Annotated in this window: 16 protein-coding genes; 3 read left to right on the plus strand and 13 right to left on the minus strand. The window is 44.0% G+C overall.

Translation table 11 applies throughout. From position 1 onward, the window contains the following. Nucleotides 1-7: 7 nt before the first annotated feature. Nucleotides 8-739 (plus strand): two-component system response regulator BtsR, encoded by a 732-nt coding sequence (btsR, locus tag AACR09_RS22005; protein ID WP_004735051.1) that lies wholly within the window; start codon nt 8-10, stop codon nt 737-739. A gap of 157 nt (nt 740-896) precedes the next feature. Here the strand turns inward: btsR and ispH are convergent, their stop codons facing one another. The 6 genes from ispH to murJ form a co-directional block, all read right to left on the minus strand. Next, a complete protein-coding gene (ispH, locus tag AACR09_RS22010; protein ID WP_029222310.1) occupies nt 897-1,853 on the minus strand; it encodes a 4-hydroxy-3-methylbut-2-enyl diphosphate reductase in 957 nt (318 codons plus the stop codon). 196 nt (nt 1,854-2,049) lie between these two features. Next, entirely contained in the window at nt 2,050-2,481 is a 432-nt protein-coding gene (gene fkpB / locus AACR09_RS22015; protein WP_081304114.1) for an FKBP-type peptidyl-prolyl cis-trans isomerase, read from the minus strand. Between the two features lie 194 nt (nt 2,482-2,675). Continuing rightward, nucleotides 2,676-3,176 (minus strand): signal peptidase II, encoded by a 501-nt coding sequence (gene lspA, locus AACR09_RS22020; RefSeq protein WP_004735054.1) that lies wholly within the window; start codon nt 3,174-3,176, stop codon nt 2,676-2,678. A 160-nt stretch (nt 3,177-3,336) separates the two neighbouring features. After that, a complete protein-coding gene (gene ileS, locus AACR09_RS22025; RefSeq protein WP_193835705.1) occupies nt 3,337-6,195 on the minus strand; it encodes an isoleucine--tRNA ligase in 2,859 nt (952 codons plus the stop codon). Between the two features lie 63 nt (nt 6,196-6,258). After that, a complete protein-coding gene (gene ribF, locus AACR09_RS22030; protein ID WP_017077722.1) occupies nt 6,259-7,194 on the minus strand; it encodes a bifunctional riboflavin kinase/FAD synthetase in 936 nt (311 codons plus the stop codon). 70 nt (nt 7,195-7,264) lie between these two features. Beyond that, a complete protein-coding gene (murJ, locus tag AACR09_RS22035) occupies nt 7,265-8,827 on the minus strand; it encodes a murein biosynthesis integral membrane protein MurJ (protein WP_322621717.1) in 1,563 nt (520 codons plus the stop codon). A 251-nt stretch (nt 8,828-9,078) separates the two neighbouring features. On the opposite strand from murJ, the gene rpsT reads away from it, so the two are divergent. After that, nucleotides 9,079-9,339 (plus strand): 30S ribosomal protein S20, encoded by a 261-nt coding sequence (gene rpsT / locus AACR09_RS22040; RefSeq protein WP_012603273.1) that lies wholly within the window; start codon nt 9,079-9,081, stop codon nt 9,337-9,339. 371 nt (nt 9,340-9,710) lie between these two features. Here the strand turns inward: rpsT and AACR09_RS22045 are convergent, their stop codons facing one another. After that, a complete protein-coding gene (locus tag AACR09_RS22045; RefSeq protein WP_004735028.1) occupies nt 9,711-10,004 on the minus strand; it encodes an ArsR/SmtB family transcription factor in 294 nt (97 codons plus the stop codon). 99 nt (nt 10,005-10,103) lie between these two features. Then, nucleotides 10,104-10,994 (minus strand): transcriptional activator NhaR, encoded by an 891-nt coding sequence (gene nhaR, locus AACR09_RS22050; protein WP_004735027.1) that lies wholly within the window; start codon nt 10,992-10,994, stop codon nt 10,104-10,106. Nucleotides 10,995-11,383: 389 nt separating this feature from the next. On the opposite strand from nhaR, the gene AACR09_RS22055 reads away from it, so the two are divergent. Next, the gene (locus AACR09_RS22055; RefSeq protein WP_004735026.1) at nt 11,384-12,529 is read left to right on the plus strand and encodes a Na/Pi symporter; all 1,146 of its coding nucleotides are present in this window, start codon (nt 11,384-11,386) and stop codon (nt 12,527-12,529) included. Nucleotides 12,530-12,974: 445 nt separating this feature from the next. Here the strand turns inward: AACR09_RS22055 and AACR09_RS22060 are convergent, their stop codons facing one another. From AACR09_RS22060 to AACR09_RS22080, 5 genes are all read right to left on the minus strand, one after another. Continuing rightward, complete coding sequence (locus AACR09_RS22060) at nt 12,975-13,451, minus strand: hypothetical protein (RefSeq protein WP_193835707.1); 477 nt, start codon at nt 13,449-13,451, stop codon at nt 12,975-12,977. Nucleotides 13,452-13,668: 217 nt separating this feature from the next. Further along, the gene (locus AACR09_RS22065; protein WP_193835708.1) at nt 13,669-15,060 is read right to left on the minus strand and encodes a winged helix-turn-helix domain-containing protein; all 1,392 of its coding nucleotides are present in this window, start codon (nt 15,058-15,060) and stop codon (nt 13,669-13,671) included. Between the two features lie 152 nt (nt 15,061-15,212). After that, on the minus strand, nt 15,213-16,064 hold the full coding sequence (locus tag AACR09_RS22070; RefSeq protein ID WP_009848438.1) for a thymidylate synthase: 852 nt from the start codon (nt 16,062-16,064) through the stop codon (nt 15,213-15,215). A gap of 9 nt (nt 16,065-16,073) precedes the next feature. Continuing rightward, a complete protein-coding gene (gene lgt, locus AACR09_RS22075; protein ID WP_004735021.1) occupies nt 16,074-16,895 on the minus strand; it encodes a prolipoprotein diacylglyceryl transferase in 822 nt (273 codons plus the stop codon). 58 nt (nt 16,896-16,953) lie between these two features. Next, entirely contained in the window at nt 16,954-17,745 is a 792-nt protein-coding gene (locus AACR09_RS22080; protein ID WP_076645719.1) for a sulfite exporter TauE/SafE family protein, read from the minus strand. Between the last annotated feature and the right edge of the window lie 6 nt (nt 17,746-17,751).

Raw genomic sequence — 17,751 nt, forward strand, 5'->3', positions numbered from 1 at the left:
TTGTAGGATGTTAAAGGCATTAGTTGTCGATGATGAGCTTTTTGCTCGCGAAGAACTGATTGAACTACTGACCGAAACAGGAGAAGTGGAAATCATCGGCCAAGCAAGTAACGCGATCGAAGGACTTAAACAGATCAATCTGCTCAAGCCTGATGTGGTGTATTTGGATATCCAAATGCCGCAGGTTACCGGAATTGAACTGTTAAGCATGCTTGATCCAGACACCATGCCTTACGTTGTATTCGTCACTGCCTACGACCAATATGCGATTCAAGCATTTGAAGATAACGCTTTTGACTACCTACTCAAGCCGGTTGAACCTTGTCGATTAAACAAGAGTGTTTGTCGTCTGAATAAGGTCATCAAGCAGAACCACAAAGCGCCGGAACAAGACATTTCTGCCATTGCTCCTTGCCGTTTAGAACAGATCCCGTGTATCGGCCATAACCGCATTGTGATCATGGCAAGCCAAACGGTCGAGTGCGCTTATTCGGATATCAGTGGTGTGCATGTTCGTAGCTCCTCACAAACGGCGACTTCACAGTTAACCCTGAAGATCCTAGAAGAAAAAACCGATTTGATCCGTTGTCATCGACAGTATTTGATCAACATAAAATCGATCCAAGAGATCAAATTATTAGAAAATGGATTAGCGGAGATCATCACGCTGACCGGTTTTGAAGTGCCTGTCAGTCGTCGCTACCTCAAGACACTAAAGGAGCTACTCGGTCTCCAGTAACCTGTTAGAAATTCGACGCCTTGTTCCAAAGCATGATCAAAAAAGCCAACGCATCAACGTTGGCTTCCTGCTGTTTACAAATCAATAGTGTTTACAAATCGATAGTGTTTGCGAATCGATAGAGTTACGAATCAATCTTGTCACAAATCAATAGCGATTAGTCGACTTGCTTAATCTGCAGCTCTTTCGGCACTTCGAAGAACATGTTCTCTTCACGACCTTGAATCTCTTCTACCTCGGTAGCACCCAGCTCACGAATACGATCTAAGATTTGGTTTACCAACTCTTCAGGAGCAGAAGCACCGGCTGTTACACCGATTTTCTTTTTGCCTTCAACCCATTCAGTTTGAATGTCTTCAGGGCAGTCGGTTAGATAACCTGGCGTGCCTAGCTTCTCAGCCAGCTCTTTTAAACGAGTTGAGTTCGATGAGTTCTTAGAACCAACAACTATCACGACATCAACATCACCGGCCATCTCACGAATTGCGTCTTGACGGTTTTGAGTCGCGTAGCAAATATCATCTTTACGTGGGCCTTGGATCTCTGGGAACACTCGACGTAGCTCTTCAATCACATCCGCCGTTTCATCAACTGACAACGTAGTTTGGCTAACATAATGCAGGTTACTTGGATCATTCACCACGAGGTTCTGTACATCCTCTGGTTTCTCAACCAAATACATACCACCCGTTTGGCTAGCGTACTGACCCATGGTGCCTTCAACCTCAGGGTGACCCGCGTGACCAATCAGAACCACTTCCATATGCTTGCGGCTCGCACGAGCAACTTCCATATGGACTTTGGTTACCAAAGGACACGTTGCATCAAATACGGTGAGTTCGCGCTCTTTCGCTTCTTTACGAACAGCTTGAGAAACACCGTGAGCAGAGAAGATCACGATGTTATCGTCTGGCACTTCACTTAACTCTTCGACAAAAATAGCACCACGTTGCTTTAGCCCTTCAACAACAAAGCGGTTGTGTACCACTTCATGACGAACATAGATCGGTGGCTGGTACATTTCGAGTGCACGCTCAACAATACTGATCGCACGATCGACACCGGCACAAAAGCCACGAGGGTTAGCTAACATTATTTTCATTTCATTGCTCATCATTTACCGCGGTACTAAAGTTGCTTCTATAGAGTTCGCTGTCAGCGAGGCTCGCATTCTACAGTGAAGCGCCTAGACAGTGAAGCTCTGGGTTACATCACAGCTGTAAGGTGATGTTATTCAACCGTCAAGATAGCGATTCTAACGTTAAGATAACTATTCTAACGCTAAGGTAGTTAGTTCACCGCTAAAATAGTTAGTCCACAGCTAAGATGTTAACGTCAAACGTAACGTCTTGGCCTGCTAATGGATGATTAAAATCAACCGTCACTGAATCACCCGCGATCTCAGTGATAATACCTGGAATTTCCACACCATCAGGACCAGAGAAAGCCATAATAGTGCCAACTTCGACTTCAGAATCGCCAACAAATTTAGCACGATCCATATGATGAATGTGATCTGGATTTGGCATACCAAACGCGTCTTGCGCCTTCAATTCGATAGACTTTTCAGTCCCCGTTTCAAGACCAATCAGGCACTGTTCAAAGTTCTCACTTAGGCTGCCATCACCCATAACGAACTTCGCAGGCTTACCCATATTTTCGGTGCTATCGGCAACTGAACCATCCTTCATTTTAATCGTAAAATGTAGAGTTACTGCTGAATCATTTTTAATTGCTGCCACGTTACTTTCCTTAGATTTCTTTATTATTTGAGGATGCGCTGTGCTTTGCTTCCTTGTTGACTGAAGCATAAAAAAAAGCGCCGCCGGAATCAACCGACAGCGCTTAGGGCTATTCTATTCTGTGAGTCATAGACTGACTTTAGGGCAATCTAATTCAAAGCGATTTAGTTAATACTCATTAATACCTGAGTCGCCTATTTGCTTTCATCTTTCTTGCGGAAACCATCTAGGATGATCATCGCAGCACCGATACAGATCCCCATATCCGCTAAGTTAAACGCAGGCCAATGGTAAGTACCCCAGTAGAAATCTAAGTAATCGACAACAAAGCCGTGTACTACTCGGTCAAATACGTTACCAACAGCACCACCAATGATGATCGCATAAGCAATGTTATTCCACTTCTCTGCCGCAGGTAGTTTACTCATCCAGTATGTCAGCATGCCCGTTACCGCAAAAGCGATACCCGTAAATAACCAACGCTGCCAGCCACTCTGATCGCTCAGAAAGCTAAATGCTGCACCATAGTTATGGACATACAAAAAGTTAAAGAATGGCAGTACCTCAATACGGTTTGCCCAGCCATAACCCATATTGTCCATGACGAACAGTTTGATGCCAATATCGGCAAGGAAGACCAACAGAGCCAGCCATAACCAACGCACACCAGATTGTTTTAACGAAACTTCACTCATTTCTATTCCTAGTATTTACGAAGCCAGTACCCATTTAATTTTCCTGTTTAAGGGATGATGAGCACTCAACTCGGTTAAACACATTTCCTATAATTAAAAATAACCCCAGTTGATACTGGGGCTATGATTTTTACAAAAAGTTCAGTCTTTCTCTGAGTCGTTATGCGTATTTACGCACTTCGCCTTCACCGTCGATGTTCGACACACAACGACCACAAATTTTCTCGTGACCTTCGATTGTGCCTACATCTGGAGTGTGGTGCCAGCAACGGTCACACTTCTCAGCTTCAGTTGCTGCGACTTCAACGTATAAACCTGCAACGTCTGTCGCTTGAGCTGTATCAGACTTGTCGCTAAGCGGCTTAACAACAGCAGCAGAGGTGATAAGTACGAAACGTAGCTCATCTTCTAGCTTGTTGATTTTAGCAGCCAGTGCGTCGTCAGCGTATAGAGTCACTTCAGCCTGCAATGCACCACCGATCGTTTTCTCTTTACGAGCATCTTCAAGAAGCTTGTTCACTGCGCCACGAACTGACTGGATTTCAGTCCAGAATTCGTTGCTTAGCTCTTCGTCGTCAGCAAGACCAAATAGGCCTTCGAACCACTCGCCAGTAAATACAAACGTGTCGCGCTCGCCAGGCATCTCGTTCCAGATTTCATCTGCAGTGAACGACATGATAGGCGCCATCCAACGAACTAGAGCTTCTACGATGTAGTAAAGCGCCGTTTGACAGCTACGTTGAGCATGGCTGCCCTGTTTCGCTGTGTACTGACGGTCTTTAATTACGTCTAGGTAGAAAGAACCCATTTCGATAGAACAGAACTGCATTAGACGTTGAGTCACACCGTGAGTGTTGTACTCACCGTATGCTTTAACGATCTCTTCTTGTGCAGCTTGAGCACGGCCAACAGCCCAGCGATCAAGTGCGACCATTTCTTCAGCAGGTACTAGGTCAGTTTCAGGGTTGAAACCGTTCAAGTTCGCTAGGAAGAAACGAGCCGTGTTACGAATACGACGGTATGCATCAGCAGAACGCTTAAGGATCTCGTCAGAAACCGCAACTTCGTTAGTGTAATCCGTAGAAGCAACCCATAGACGTAGGATATCTGCGCCTAGCTTGTTGGTTACATCTTTAGGAGCAACAACGTTACCGATAGATTTAGACATCTTACGGCCGTTACCATCAACCACGAAACCGTGCGTTAGCACTTGCTTGTATGGTGCTTCGTCTTTCATCGCGATAGATGAAATCAAAGATGACTGGAACCAGCCACGGTGTTGGTCAGAACCTTCAAGGTACAGATCAGCACTGTGCGTTCTTTCTTCATTCGGGAAGTTGTACTCTTCACGAGAATCCACAACAGAGAAGTGCGTTACACCTGAGTCGAACCATACGTCTAACGTATCAAGTACTTTCTCGTACTTGTCAGCGTCTTCAGCACCCATAAGTTCAGCAGCATCTACATCCCACCAAGCTTGAATGCCTTTTTCTTCCACAAGCTTCGCTACTTTTTCAATAAGAGCTGGGCTATCTGGGTGAAGCTCTGATGTTTCTTTATGAACGAACAGAGCAATTGGCACACCCCAAGTACGTTGACGAGAGATACACCACTCAGGGCGACCTTCGATCATACCTTCGATACGGCTTTGACCCCATTCTGGCATCCATTCAACACTCTTCGTTGACTCTAGTGCTTTTGCACGTAGGCCAGCTTGATCCATAGAGATGAACCACTGCGGTGTTGCACGGAAGATGATTGGAGTTTTATGTCTCCAACAGTGTGGGTAGCTGTGCTCGTAAGCGTGGTGATGCAGTAGTGCACCTTTCTCTTTTAGAACTTCTAAAACAGAATCGTTCGCTTTGAATACATGCTGACCAGCAAATAGCTCAGTATCTGGCAGGTAAACGCCGTTTGAGCCTACTGGGTTAGCGATTTCTAGGTCGTACTTCTTACCAACCACGAAATCCTCTTGACCATGACCAGGCGCAGTGTGAACCACACCAGTACCTGAATCCGTTGTAACGTGGTCGCCAAGAACAGCAGGAACAGTAAAGTCGTAGAACGGGTGGTTGAACTGAGAAAGCTCAAGATCAGCACCAGTCGCAAAACCAAGGTTATGGAAGTGCTCGATACCTGTACGATCCGTTACGTCTTTTGCTAGTTCAGAAGCAACAACGATACGTTGAGCTGGCTGTTCGCCATTCGCTTCAACTTGGATAAGTACGTATTCAAGATCATCACGTAGACATACTGCGCGGTTAGCAGGCAGAGTCCACGGTGTTGTCGTCCAGATAACGATAGAGATTTCGCCCTGACCCGCGTGACCTTCCGCTAGAGTAAACTTCTCTAGAAGCGCCGCTTCGTCAGCTGCTGTAAATTTCACATCGATAGATGGAGAAACTTTATCTTTATATTCAACTTCAGCTTCAGCCAAAGCAGAACCACAGTCAGTACACCAGTGAACGGGTTTGAAACCTTTAAGAAGGTGACCTTTGTCTGCGATTTTGCCTAGAGAACGAATGATGTTCGCTTCAGTGCCGAAATCCATAGTGCGGTAAGGTTTATCCCACTCGCCCATGATACCAAGACGTTTGAAGCTCTCTTTCTGACCTTCAACTTGGCCCGCAGCGTACTTACGACACTCTTCGCGGAATTCAGCAGCCGAAATCTTCTGACCAGGCTTACCTTTCTTCTTCTCAACCATTAACTCGATTGGAAGACCGTGACAGTCCCAACCTGGGATGTACGGTGCATCAAAACCAGAAAGGGTCTTAGATTTGATAATAATGTCTTTAAGAATCTTATTCAGCGCGTGGCCAATGTGAATGTCGCCGTTCGCGTATGGAGGGCCATCATGCAGCACGAAAGATTTTTTACCTTTCTTTGCCTTACGGATTTCGCCGTAAAGATCTTCTTTGTACCAACGCTTCAGCATTTCTGGTTCACGATTTGCCAGATTGCCGCGCATTGGGAACCCTGTTTCTGGTAAGTTCAGGGTATCTTTATAATCACTCATCGATTCTTAATTCCGTTATATTGGGCGAAGTTAGACATTATGTTAATCGGTGGAATCATCCGACTAATTCTTTAGCTGAAGCAGCCACACCCTTGCGGCTTCAGCATCCAATTCTATTTGATTCTTTAGTGCGTCGAACGATTCAAATTTTATCTCGTCGCGCAGTTTGTGCAAAAGTCGTACTTCTAACTGTTTACCATATAAATTGGCTTTAAAGTCAAAAAAGTGCACTTCTAATTGCTGCCTTACACCATTAACCGTTGGTCGTTGTCCAATATTAGCAACGCCACCGACAGGAACACCGTCGATATCCAATGCTTCAACAACATACACTCCCGATACAGGAGAAACACAACGCTTTAATGGAATGTTAGCGGTAGGGAAACCGATAGTTCTCCCTAGTTTTCGACCATGAGACACACGACCACTAATACTGTAGTCACGGCCTAACATGGTAGCACTTGCAGCCAAATCATCGACCGCTAGTGCATTCCGTATCTCGGTGCTGCTTACTCGTAATTGATTTAAGCAATAGCTTTGGGTGCTTACCACCTCAAAACCATATTTTTCGCCCGCTTCTTTAAGCATCGCGAAATTACCTGTTCGACCTTTGCCAAAGCAAAAATCGTCACCAACCACCAAGAATTTCACACCAAGCTTATCAACCAAAAGATCCTTAATGAATGCTTCTGCGGATAAGCTTGCAAAATACTGATTGAAATTCACACACAACAACCGACTGATATCTAGCTTACTCAGTTGCACATATTTATCTCGTAAGCGAGTTAAACGTGCTGGCGCTTTACCTCGGGCAAACAGCTCCATAGGCTGTGGTTCAAACGTCATGACAACAGAAGGGAGCCCTAATGCTGCAGCTTGTTTAGAAACCTGACTCAGAACCTCTTGATGTCCTAAATGAACACCATCGAAGTTACCTATGGTTAATACACAGCCATGATGCTGCGCTTTAATATTGTGTATACCTCGGATCAGTTCCATTATGATCAGCTAAAACCTGTTATTTGCATCATTTATTGTGTGAAACCGACGGATTATATACTAATCAGTATTAATCTGTCGCTGCTTTTAAATGTTTTACTCGGATACCTAAAATCAGTATCGAAACAATATAAACAAAGCCACCAAGTCCAATCAAGCCTGTTAATGTCAGCGCTCTCTGGCTAAAGCTCCATTCAAGCCAATGTTGCATATTATCCAACTGCCATAAAATCGCCGCAACCATCACTACGCCTGAGATAATCAATTTGGCACTGAACAACAAGGTTGTCTTAGATAATTGATACACACCTGCAAGATGCAATCCACGATACAACAAGGCCATATTCACAAAGGCAGATAATGCCGTCGCTATCGCCAAACCAACATAACCATAGAAATACGCAAAAATCGCGTTGAACACCATGTTGGTGACCATGGCGATAATGCCGTACTTCACAGGAGTTTTAGTATCTTGGCGAGAGTAATAGCCCGGAGCTAACACTTTAATCAGCATGAAGTTAAGCAAACCCGATGCGTAAGCAACCAATGACATTGATGCCTGCTGTACATCGTGTGGCGAAAACTCACCACGCATGAAGAGCACCATCAGCATCGGCTTAGCTAAAACTATTAGGCCTAACATCGCAGGAATACCAAGCAGCAACACCATACGCACACCCCAGTCCATTGTGTGCGCAAACCCTTCACCTTGAGCTTCAACGTGTTTACGAGACAAAGCAGGAAGAATGACAGTCGCAATCGCAATACCGAATAGACCTAGTGGGAATTCAAGCAGTCGGTCTGAATAATACAACCAACTGATCGAACCGGTCGCTAGGAAGCTAGCAATAAAGGTATCAAACAATAAGTTAATTTGGCTGACAGATACACCGAACAGAGCTGGGATCATTAGCGTACGGATCTTTACAACGCCCGGATCTCTCCAGCCCCACTTCGGCTTAACCAGAACACCCGCTTTTATCAAGAAAGGCATTTGGAAAAGAAACTGGACTAAACCACCAAGAAACACACCGATTGCCAAGCCAATTTCAGGCTGTTCTAAATTAGGAGCAAGAAACCAAGCACAAGCAATGATCATTACGTTCAAGAAAACAGGTGTAAATGACGAAACCGCAAATTTACCCATGGTATTGAGGATTGCACCAGATAAGGCAACAAAGGTAATAAACCATAAATAAGGAAAGGTAATCTTGAGCATAAAGCTCGCCAGCTCAAATTTAGGGGCTGCTGGGCCGTCATTCAACCAGTCGATAAACCAACCTGCGCCAAACATCGCAGTGATCACACCCGAGCCCAAGACTCCGACAACGGTCACTATAGACACTAAAACCCCGAGCGTACCCGACACTTTAGCAATTAAATCTCGTGTCTTATCTTTATCACCTGCGGCGTGATATTCTGTTAATACAGGAACAAACGCTTGAGAAAACGCACCTTCTGCAAAAAGTCGACGTAAGAAATTAGGAATTTTATTAGCGAAGAAAAATACGTCGGCACTCGCTCCTGCTCCCATCAAATTTGCTACTACTACATCACGTACTAGCCCCAACACACGGGAAACAAAAGTCATTGCACTGACAATCAGGCCTGACTTTAATAGTCGTTTACTCACAGAAACCTCTGACACTGGTTGATTACTTTCAAGCAAGGATAAATACTATCCTGTCCTTAGAAGCATAATTATTAGCATTGGTCTAAAAATGCTGTTAGAATCCCCGCCATCTTAACCGCGATGACCTTTCCATACCAAAATTTGTTTTGGCTGAGATTGGTTTTTGCACAAATCATTTGACAATTAAGCGCCTATGAGGGATAGTCCTCGCCCTTAAATTGTCACCGAACTAAGTTTTTGGGAGTTAGACCTTGGCAAACAGTAAATCTGCTAAGAAGCGCGCTATCCAAGCTGAGAAACGTCGCCAGCACAATGCTAGCCGTCGTTCTATGATGCGCACTTACATGAAAAAAACTATTGCAGCTATTGAAGCTGGCAATAAAGAAGCTGCAACTGCTGCTCTTGTAGAAGTTACACCTCTTCTAGACCGCATGGCGACTAAAGGCCTTATTCATAAGAATAAAGCTGCACGTCATAAGTCTCGTTTCGCTGCTGCAATCAAAGCTCTTTAATAGAAATTTGATTACAACGCAAAACGAAAAAAACCGGCCTCGGCCGGTTTTTTTATATCTAAATTTTGAGTAACACAGCGATTTTTCTTGCTGAACATTACTTAGCTCACATAAAAGCACGTGGTTTGCCGGCAGATACCAGCTTACTAAAAGGCATTTGGCTAACTGACACGCATTTTCTTACTAAAAGGCATATCGCTGACCGATAGACAACTAGAAAATAAACAGACAAGAAAATAGATAAATAGATAAATAGATAGGTTGGTAAATAGGTTGGTAAATAGATAGGCACTAACATTCGACATGAAATACTGACACTTCCTTGTGTCATTCTATCACTGATAAGAAATCCCCCTCCCACCAGCAATAAGCTACTTGCAGTAAATACCATGCAGTAGGTTAATCATCGCTTTTACTTCTTCACTGCTCAATGTGTAATACACAGTTTGAGCTTCTTTGCGAGTTTCGACCAAACCATCTCTTCTCAACCAAGCAAGATGTTGAGATAAAGCAGACTGACTCAGTTCCAACTTGCCACACAACTCCCCAACTGACAGCTCAGTACCATGTAATAGGCACAAAATCTGTAAGCGACGCTCGTTGGCCATGGCTTTGAGTAGAATCACAGCTTGCGCTGAGTTCTTCTCCATCTCTTTTAAGTTCATAGTTTGGCTCCCTACAACCTTTACACCAACTACGGCTATTAGTATTTCCGGCATATGGTGGCGTTATGATAATCGATATCAATTCATTAACAAACCGCCTCACTCGAACAATTTGCTAAAATCTGCGTCACATACATTTTTTACTGCTGGATGTTGGATCATCCTCTCAGCAAATATGACGTAGTACTCCTCTTTTAATTCTTCAATACCAACCAATAATTGCAGTGATGAATCCTCTTCAACTTCAGACATATAAAGCGTAGGCGCTAAGAAGATAGCGTCATCGTGATAACGAGCAAAAGCCTTCATCAATGCCGCGTCATCAAACTCACCCAAAATATCAGGTTTAAGTCCTTGTCTATCAAACCATTGCAGCACTTTACGCCCCATCGAGGTTCGACTTCCTGGGATCAAAAGCTTTCTTTGCTCTAATACAGCCGGGAAGCTAACACCTTCAACCTTACCCGAACTGAAAAAACTCATTCCACTCTCACCTAACTTCTTACTAAACAGGCCAGGACTTTGACTCGAATCCACCGGACAGTCAGACAAGATCATATCGAGCTTATGTTGAGACAGTTGCTCAAGTAGCATTTCATGGGTCGATTCAAAGCAGCGTAAATGAATACTGTTATCTGGGGGAATAGTCGACATCAGTATCTTGCTGACAAGTCTTTTAGACAGCGCATCTGCAACACCAACATCAAACAGAATATTGGAGTGCTGGCTGTAATTCACGATATCCAGCATCTCGTAGCTCAGGCCAAACATACGGTCGGAATATTTAAAGACTAGCTGTCCAAGCTCTGTAGGCTCAACACTGCGACCATTGCGCTTGGTCAACTTGCCATCCATACGCTCTTCTAACGCTTTTATCTGACCTGTTACCGTTTGTGGTGTTAGGAATAGGGCTTCTGCTGCTTTAGTAACAGAGCCTTGCTTGCAAACCATCCAGAAGTAATAAAGGTGGTTATAGTTGAGGTGCGACATAGATGTGCCGTAATAAAAGAGTAGATACCCTTTTATATCAAATATGACACCTTCGCTCAACAAACTCGGAAAAACCTAACCAAACTAGTTATTACTACTTATTTTTTCGAAGTGTCTGATTTCATAATGTAATATTTCAGCAATTATTTTCAATTTTTCTCTAACTTTTAAGATCTATATCACCTATCTAAAATACGAATAAAACCACTTAAAAACAACAAGTTAAACCACCACCATTTCAAGGCCAAATATTTAAAGGGCAAATCATCACAAAAAAGTCTCGCCTAAACCAAAATGTAATATTACTGAAATATTTGTTCTCTAACATCACGCTCAGATTAAACAAACAGACCAAACACAGACTTAAACGGTCCAATGGAGAAAACATTATGAACCAAGCTACTACTGCAGCAGCGCCTATCTCGAGCACAACTCGTTGGCTACGCTGGGCTAACTTGGCATTCATGCTTTACCTACTATTACTTTCAGTTTCAATGGTTGGTACAGGCTTCAAATGGGCAACAGGCGAGCAAGCAAAGGTTCTTTTCGAATTTGCTTCACACCCAGTTGCAGGCTTAATGATTGGTTTAGTGGCAACAGCACTTATTCAATCATCAAGTACAGTTACTTCAATTATCGTTGGCCTTGTGGCAGGTGGTTTACCTGTTGAGCTAGCAATCCCTATGATCATGGGTGCGAACATTGGTACGACAGTAACCAATACGCTAGTTAGTCTTGGTCATGTTCGTTGTAAAGATGAGTTCAAACGTGCATTCGCAAGTGCGACGATTCACGACTTCTTTAACCTATTAGCCGTTGCTATCTTCCTACCACTAGAGATGGCGTTTGGTATTCTAGAGAAGATTTCTCACTGGTTAGTATCACCGATGCTAGCAACAGGTGATATGAGCATGGGTGGTCTTAACTTCATCAAGCCAATCACTAAACCAGTAGTCAGTGCGATTAAAGAGCCACTATCGACATTTGGCGACACTGTTGGCGGTATCATGCTTATCGTTCTAGGTATCGCGACTATCTTCGTAGCTATCACGGTAATGGGTAAGCTAATGAAGAGCCTGATGGTGGGTCGTGCTCGTGAGATTCTAAAGAATGCAATTGGTCGTGGTCCTATCCACGGTATCGCTTCTGGTTCTATCGTTACTATCCTTGTTCAGTCTTCTTCAACGACAACAAGCTTGATGGTTCCACTAGTAGGTTCAGGTGTCCTTAAAGTACGTGACGTTTACCCATTCACTCTGGGTGCAAACATCGGTACGTGTATTACCGCTCTATTAGCAGCGACAGCAGTATCTGGTGAGTTCGCAGTATTTGCACTGCAGATTGCTCTAGTACACTTGGTGTTCAACATCATGGCAACGGTATTCATCTTCGGTATTCCGTTCCTACGTGAACTACCAGTAAAAGCCGCTGATATTATTTCTGACATGGCTGTGAAGAATAAATCTGTAGTGGCTGGTTACCTTATTGCGGTATTCCTTGTACTACCTGGTACCGTGTTAGCACTGACGGCTTAATCGCTAAATAATTAGATAGCTTAACCGCTAACAAGACACATCGCTTATAACAAAGCCCGCAACCTCCTAGGTTGCGGGCTTTTTCTTTTTAAGAGCAGATGAGGGAAGCAAAAAGCAGATACGGGATGCGAGTGAACGAGTAACGAAGAGCTAAAAGAAGATACGAGATTCGGGTAGAGAGTGACGAAAAGCGACTCCCTCTCATTATCTGCGTTTGATATTCAGTAGCTTACTGACTCAAATCTAAACAATCTCACACCTAAACACCCGTCATTCCCTACAGCGAGGAACGAGCGTGATAGGGAATCTATCTAACATACAACACTCAGAGATTCCCTACCCCTTCCTTCGTCAGTCTAGGGAATGACAGGGGCTTTTGATCTTCGTATCTCGCATCTCGTTTACTCGTATCTAGCTACCCTTCGTATCCCGCATCTAAAAACGCTTACTTACCTTGCTCATTACGCAGATACATAATGGTAACCATGCCAAAGCCGATAAATTGCCATAGATACTGCCCGTCGCTTGCGCCTGTGATGGTTTGAGTGAAAGCCATACAAGAAGTCACAAATAAAGAAGCAAAGGCAGCATAGAGTAACCACGGACGCTCCTTGCCAGACATGAACTCACCTGCAAATACCGAACGGATAACCAGTAAAAACGGCACACATTGCAAAGCAATCAGAATAGGGAACATAAAATCGAATGTTGGACTCAGTAGAGCATGACCGATTTGGCTCTTATCCCAAGTTCCTACAATATAGCCTTTCCAGCCAGCCCAAGTATCACCTGAATAAGCGGTATCTGGCGTAATAAAGCCAAGCACAACGCCCATCACTTTATCGATAAAGCCATTTTTGAACCAAAAGACGAATAAGAAGATCTGAATTGGAATGATCTGAAAAGCAAACTTCTTCAACATGTGTGTACCCCAAATAATTAATGATTTGGTTACCAGTATGTGGAAGTCGATGTTTTTACGCTTGATGCAAGGCAATCGAGCCTGAGTCCAAACAATAATCAAACATGTTGAGAAGCCTGTCGGCACAAGAAAACCTTGCGGAAGAGCCGTTACTATTAGCGGTAACTCAACGTCTTCACTTCAAAGAGAATTATGTGGTTTAGGAAAGGTTTGTTTTTTATAAAGATTCAATAAGATCAAACAGTTGGCCATTATACTCTTTTTTCACTTCGGTATAGCGCTGATAGTTGTATTGCGAACCTTCTGGGTTATCCGACAGCTTGTCAGCCACACTAAGTAGATAAAAACTGATAGGGCTCGGTGTACTTTCGGCCGCATAAAAAAGGTAAGGGAAAGCTTGATTGGCATGTTGGTTGATTAACAGTGCAAGACCTAAGGTAAGGTTGGCAATATCACAACGTGGGTTCATCTCGAAGGCTTGCTTTGCCAGTTGCAGTGCATGTTCGCGATCTTCTTGCTCATGACTTTGCAAATAAGCCAAAGATTCCGAATACGACAATAAGGCATTGACCAAATAATTGTCTCTTCCTTGCTGTTGAATCGTATCCAACTGAAGTGCGATCTCTGCAAATGGCTGTCCACCTTTACCTTGGTAGAAAAGCGATATTCCCTCTGAAATAACCTTCCAATCATCGTAGTTATCAATAGAAGTCACTCGATGACTGACGACGCCGTATTCTGAACTCATTGGGGCAATAATGGCTTTAATCTCAAGAATTACATCCCCAATGGCATCAAAGAAGTTATCTTGGCTAAAGCTCTTTTCCACTTTCTGGCTTTGATTGGGCTGGCGGTTGTTTTGTATCAGCACGCTCAGTATATAATCACTGCCCTTTTGCTTGAGCCAACCTTTGAGTTCGACACCATTATTGGCAAGTGATTGCTTGCCCTGTTTCGATAGCTGAGAGAAGTGGTAACCCGATAAATTTCTCGCTGAGTTCAGCCCGTAGAATAGGTAGTTGTACACGCTTTCCGACATCTCATAATCGTCCGCAGAATCGAGTGTTATGTCATGGATATAAACGGGAATCACATCACTTTGAGGCGCAGAAATAACAGCTGTTTCATTGGTTGAGACATCAATTTGCCACGCCCAAGTTGCTATTAAGCCAACAGAGAATACTGCGGTTGTAATCAGGGCGATGGTTTTCTTTTTAGGCTTAGAAACAACTTTGGTTTCAGGTGGGGGAGTTTCTACTACGGGAGTAGTCTCAACGCTAGGCTGAATTATCTCAATATCGAACAGATAACCTTGCTTAGGAATGGTCTGAATGATGCGATACGGGCGTGACTTATCCTGAAGCTGACTGCGCAGTAAGCTGATGACCTGTCTAACCAAGTTGTCAGACACTTGAGTTCTTTGCCAGACATCAGCAGCTATCTGCTGCGTACTAACCACTTGCCCGCGCTTCTCGATGAAATAGCTGAGCAGCCTTGCTTGTAGTGGCTCTAAATGAATCTCTTCACTATCAATCACCAACTGGTTTTTATCAGGGTAGAAAGAAATAGGAAAGTCGTGTTGCAATACAAAGCAATGCGAGCGAGTCATAGTAGTTCTGTGGTTAGAAAAGACCACTCAAGATTATTGGTTTTACGAATAGTAAGCAAGCCAAGCATCAGAAATAAAAAAGGCTGCGCAGAGGCAGCCTTTCAAACAGTCAAACAGTCAAACAGTCAAACAGTCAAACAAAGCAGATTAGATTAAACCGAGAATGGGTACTTAATCGCTTCGTGGCATTCGTAGCCTTCAACCCAGAAGTCATCCATCGTCACCCACGTTTCCAAATCTTCTAGAGACTTAATCTCAGGATTGATATGGAATGTTGGCCCCGCTAAAGGCTCACGCTTCAACTGGATATCACGCATAGGTGCGAGTTGATCTTCGTAGATATGAGCATTCACAAGCTTGTGGTAAGCCACACCCGCTTTTTTGCCTGTGATTTGCGCCATGATTGCTAGGAATACATACACTTGAACCATGTTGAAGTTCAGGCCTAATGGAACATCACAAGAGCGCTGAGTACTGTTTAGGTACAAAGTGTCACCAAGTAGAGAGAAGTGGTGGCTGTACATACACGGACGTAAACACCCCATGTGGAACTCACCTGGGTTATAGAAGTTTAAGATCTCGCCGCGGTCATCAATGCCGTTCGTTAGATCATCAACAATCTTCTTCAGTTGGTCGATATGACCGCCGTCAGGTTTTGCCCATGCACGTCCTTGAACGCCATAAACACGGCCCATGTCGTCTTCACCCTTGCGGTAAGGGTTATTTAGCCATGCTTCATTCAGGTTAGAGTTCGCATCCCAAGTTTTAGTCCCTAGCTTACGAAAATCTTCAGCATTGTCGTAACCACGGATATAGCCAAGCAGCTCAGCAACTGCGGCTTTCCAAAAACTTTTACGTGTTGTTACCAGTGGGAATTGGTTATTACCTACATCATATTCAAGGTCAGCATTGATTACGGTTAGGCAGCGCTTGCCTGTGCGTTCATTTTCAATCCAAGTACCGTCATTAACGATACGCTGACAGAGATCTAAATACTGTTTCACACCAATTCCTTACTTCGTTTGTTGTGGTAATTCATCTTTGTAGTGACCACGCTTGTATGCCCAAACCATCATCAGCACACCGATGATAACCATTGGCAGTGACAAAATTTGTCCCATAGAGATAAATCCACCGAACAAACCTAGCTGAGCATCAGGTTCACGTACGTATTCAACTAGGAAGCGGAATGTACCATATCCTGCTAGGAATAACCCTGATACAGAACCAAGAGGACGAGGCTTTTTGATGAACCAGTTCAAGATGAAGAACAGTACAATACCTTCAAGCGCCATTTCATAAAGCTGAGATGGGTGACGAGGGAGTGGACCACCGTTAGGGAATACAATCGCCCATGGCACATCAGTCACACGACCCCATAGCTCACTGTTCATGAAGTTGCCCATGCGGCCCATACCTAAACCAAATGGAACCAATGGTGCAATCATGTCAGCGACACCAAAAAAGGTTCGACCGTTCTTTTTGGCATACCAAAGCATCGCGGTGATCACACCAAGCAAACCACCGTGGAAAGACATACCGCCAGTCCATACCTTAAATAGGTAGAGTGGATCATCAATGAAAAGGCCAAAGTTGTAGAAAAGTACGTAGCCAATACGACCACCAAGCACCACACCTAGAAAGCCAGCAAACAGTAGGTCTGATACTTGCTCTCGAGTCCAACCACTACCGGGTTGATCAGCTCGGCGATTTGCTAACCAAAGAGCAAACATAAAGCCGACAAGGTACATTAGGCCGTACCAACGAACTGAGATTGGTCCTAGTTCAATAAGAACAGGATCGATATTTGGGAATTCGATAAAACCCTGAGACATACTTGGCTCTCTATCTAAAATTGAATAACGGTTAACTCAACAGCTAACAGAAAAGACACTACAGCAGCATAGTGGCTGCTATAAACATTAAAAATACCGCAAAGAATTTCTTCAGCACGGGGGTTGGCAATTGAGTGGCCAGTTTAGCGCCAACTCGTGTGGTCAGTACTGAGGTACAAGATATCGCTATCAAAGCCGGTAGATAAACATAACCCAAGCTATACGCCGGAAGATCATCGACAGAAGAGCCATGCCAAATAAAGCCTAGCATTCCCGAAATCGCGATAACACAACCACATACAGAGGATGAGCCTACAGCTTTGCGCATTTCCACACCGTGATGGTTAAGGAAAGGCACCGATAAAGAACCACCACCAATACCAGCCAAGCTTGAAACCAAACCAATACCGCCACCACATAACATGGTCTTAGCTGAACCCGGCATCGACTTTTGACTCTTAGAGCGGATCGACAACAACATCTGCAACGACAATACCAAGACAATCACACCAAAGACTTTTGGCAGATATTGAGCAGGAATAACGTCGGCGACAAAAGAACCTAAGAAACCACCAATCACCACACCAGGCATCAACCACTTAACGACAAAAAGTTCCACATTACCCAATTTTAAATGGTTAATTGCAGACGATCCCGAGGTAACAATAATGGTTGATAACGAGGTAGCCAATGCCATTTGCATCGCAAACTCTTGAGGAATACCCGCTTTAGGAAGCAAAAATAGCAAGGCAGGAACGACCAGCAAACCACCGCCAATGCCTAGCAAACCCGCTAAAACACCAACAATAGCACCAAGGCCTGCTAACAAGCCTATCAGTTCATATGACACGTTAAA

Origin of the sequence: Vibrio sp. OPT20 (genome assembly GCF_963889365.1) — a bacterium.
GTDB classification, from domain to species: domain Bacteria; phylum Pseudomonadota; class Gammaproteobacteria; order Enterobacterales; family Vibrionaceae; genus Vibrio; species Vibrio splendidus.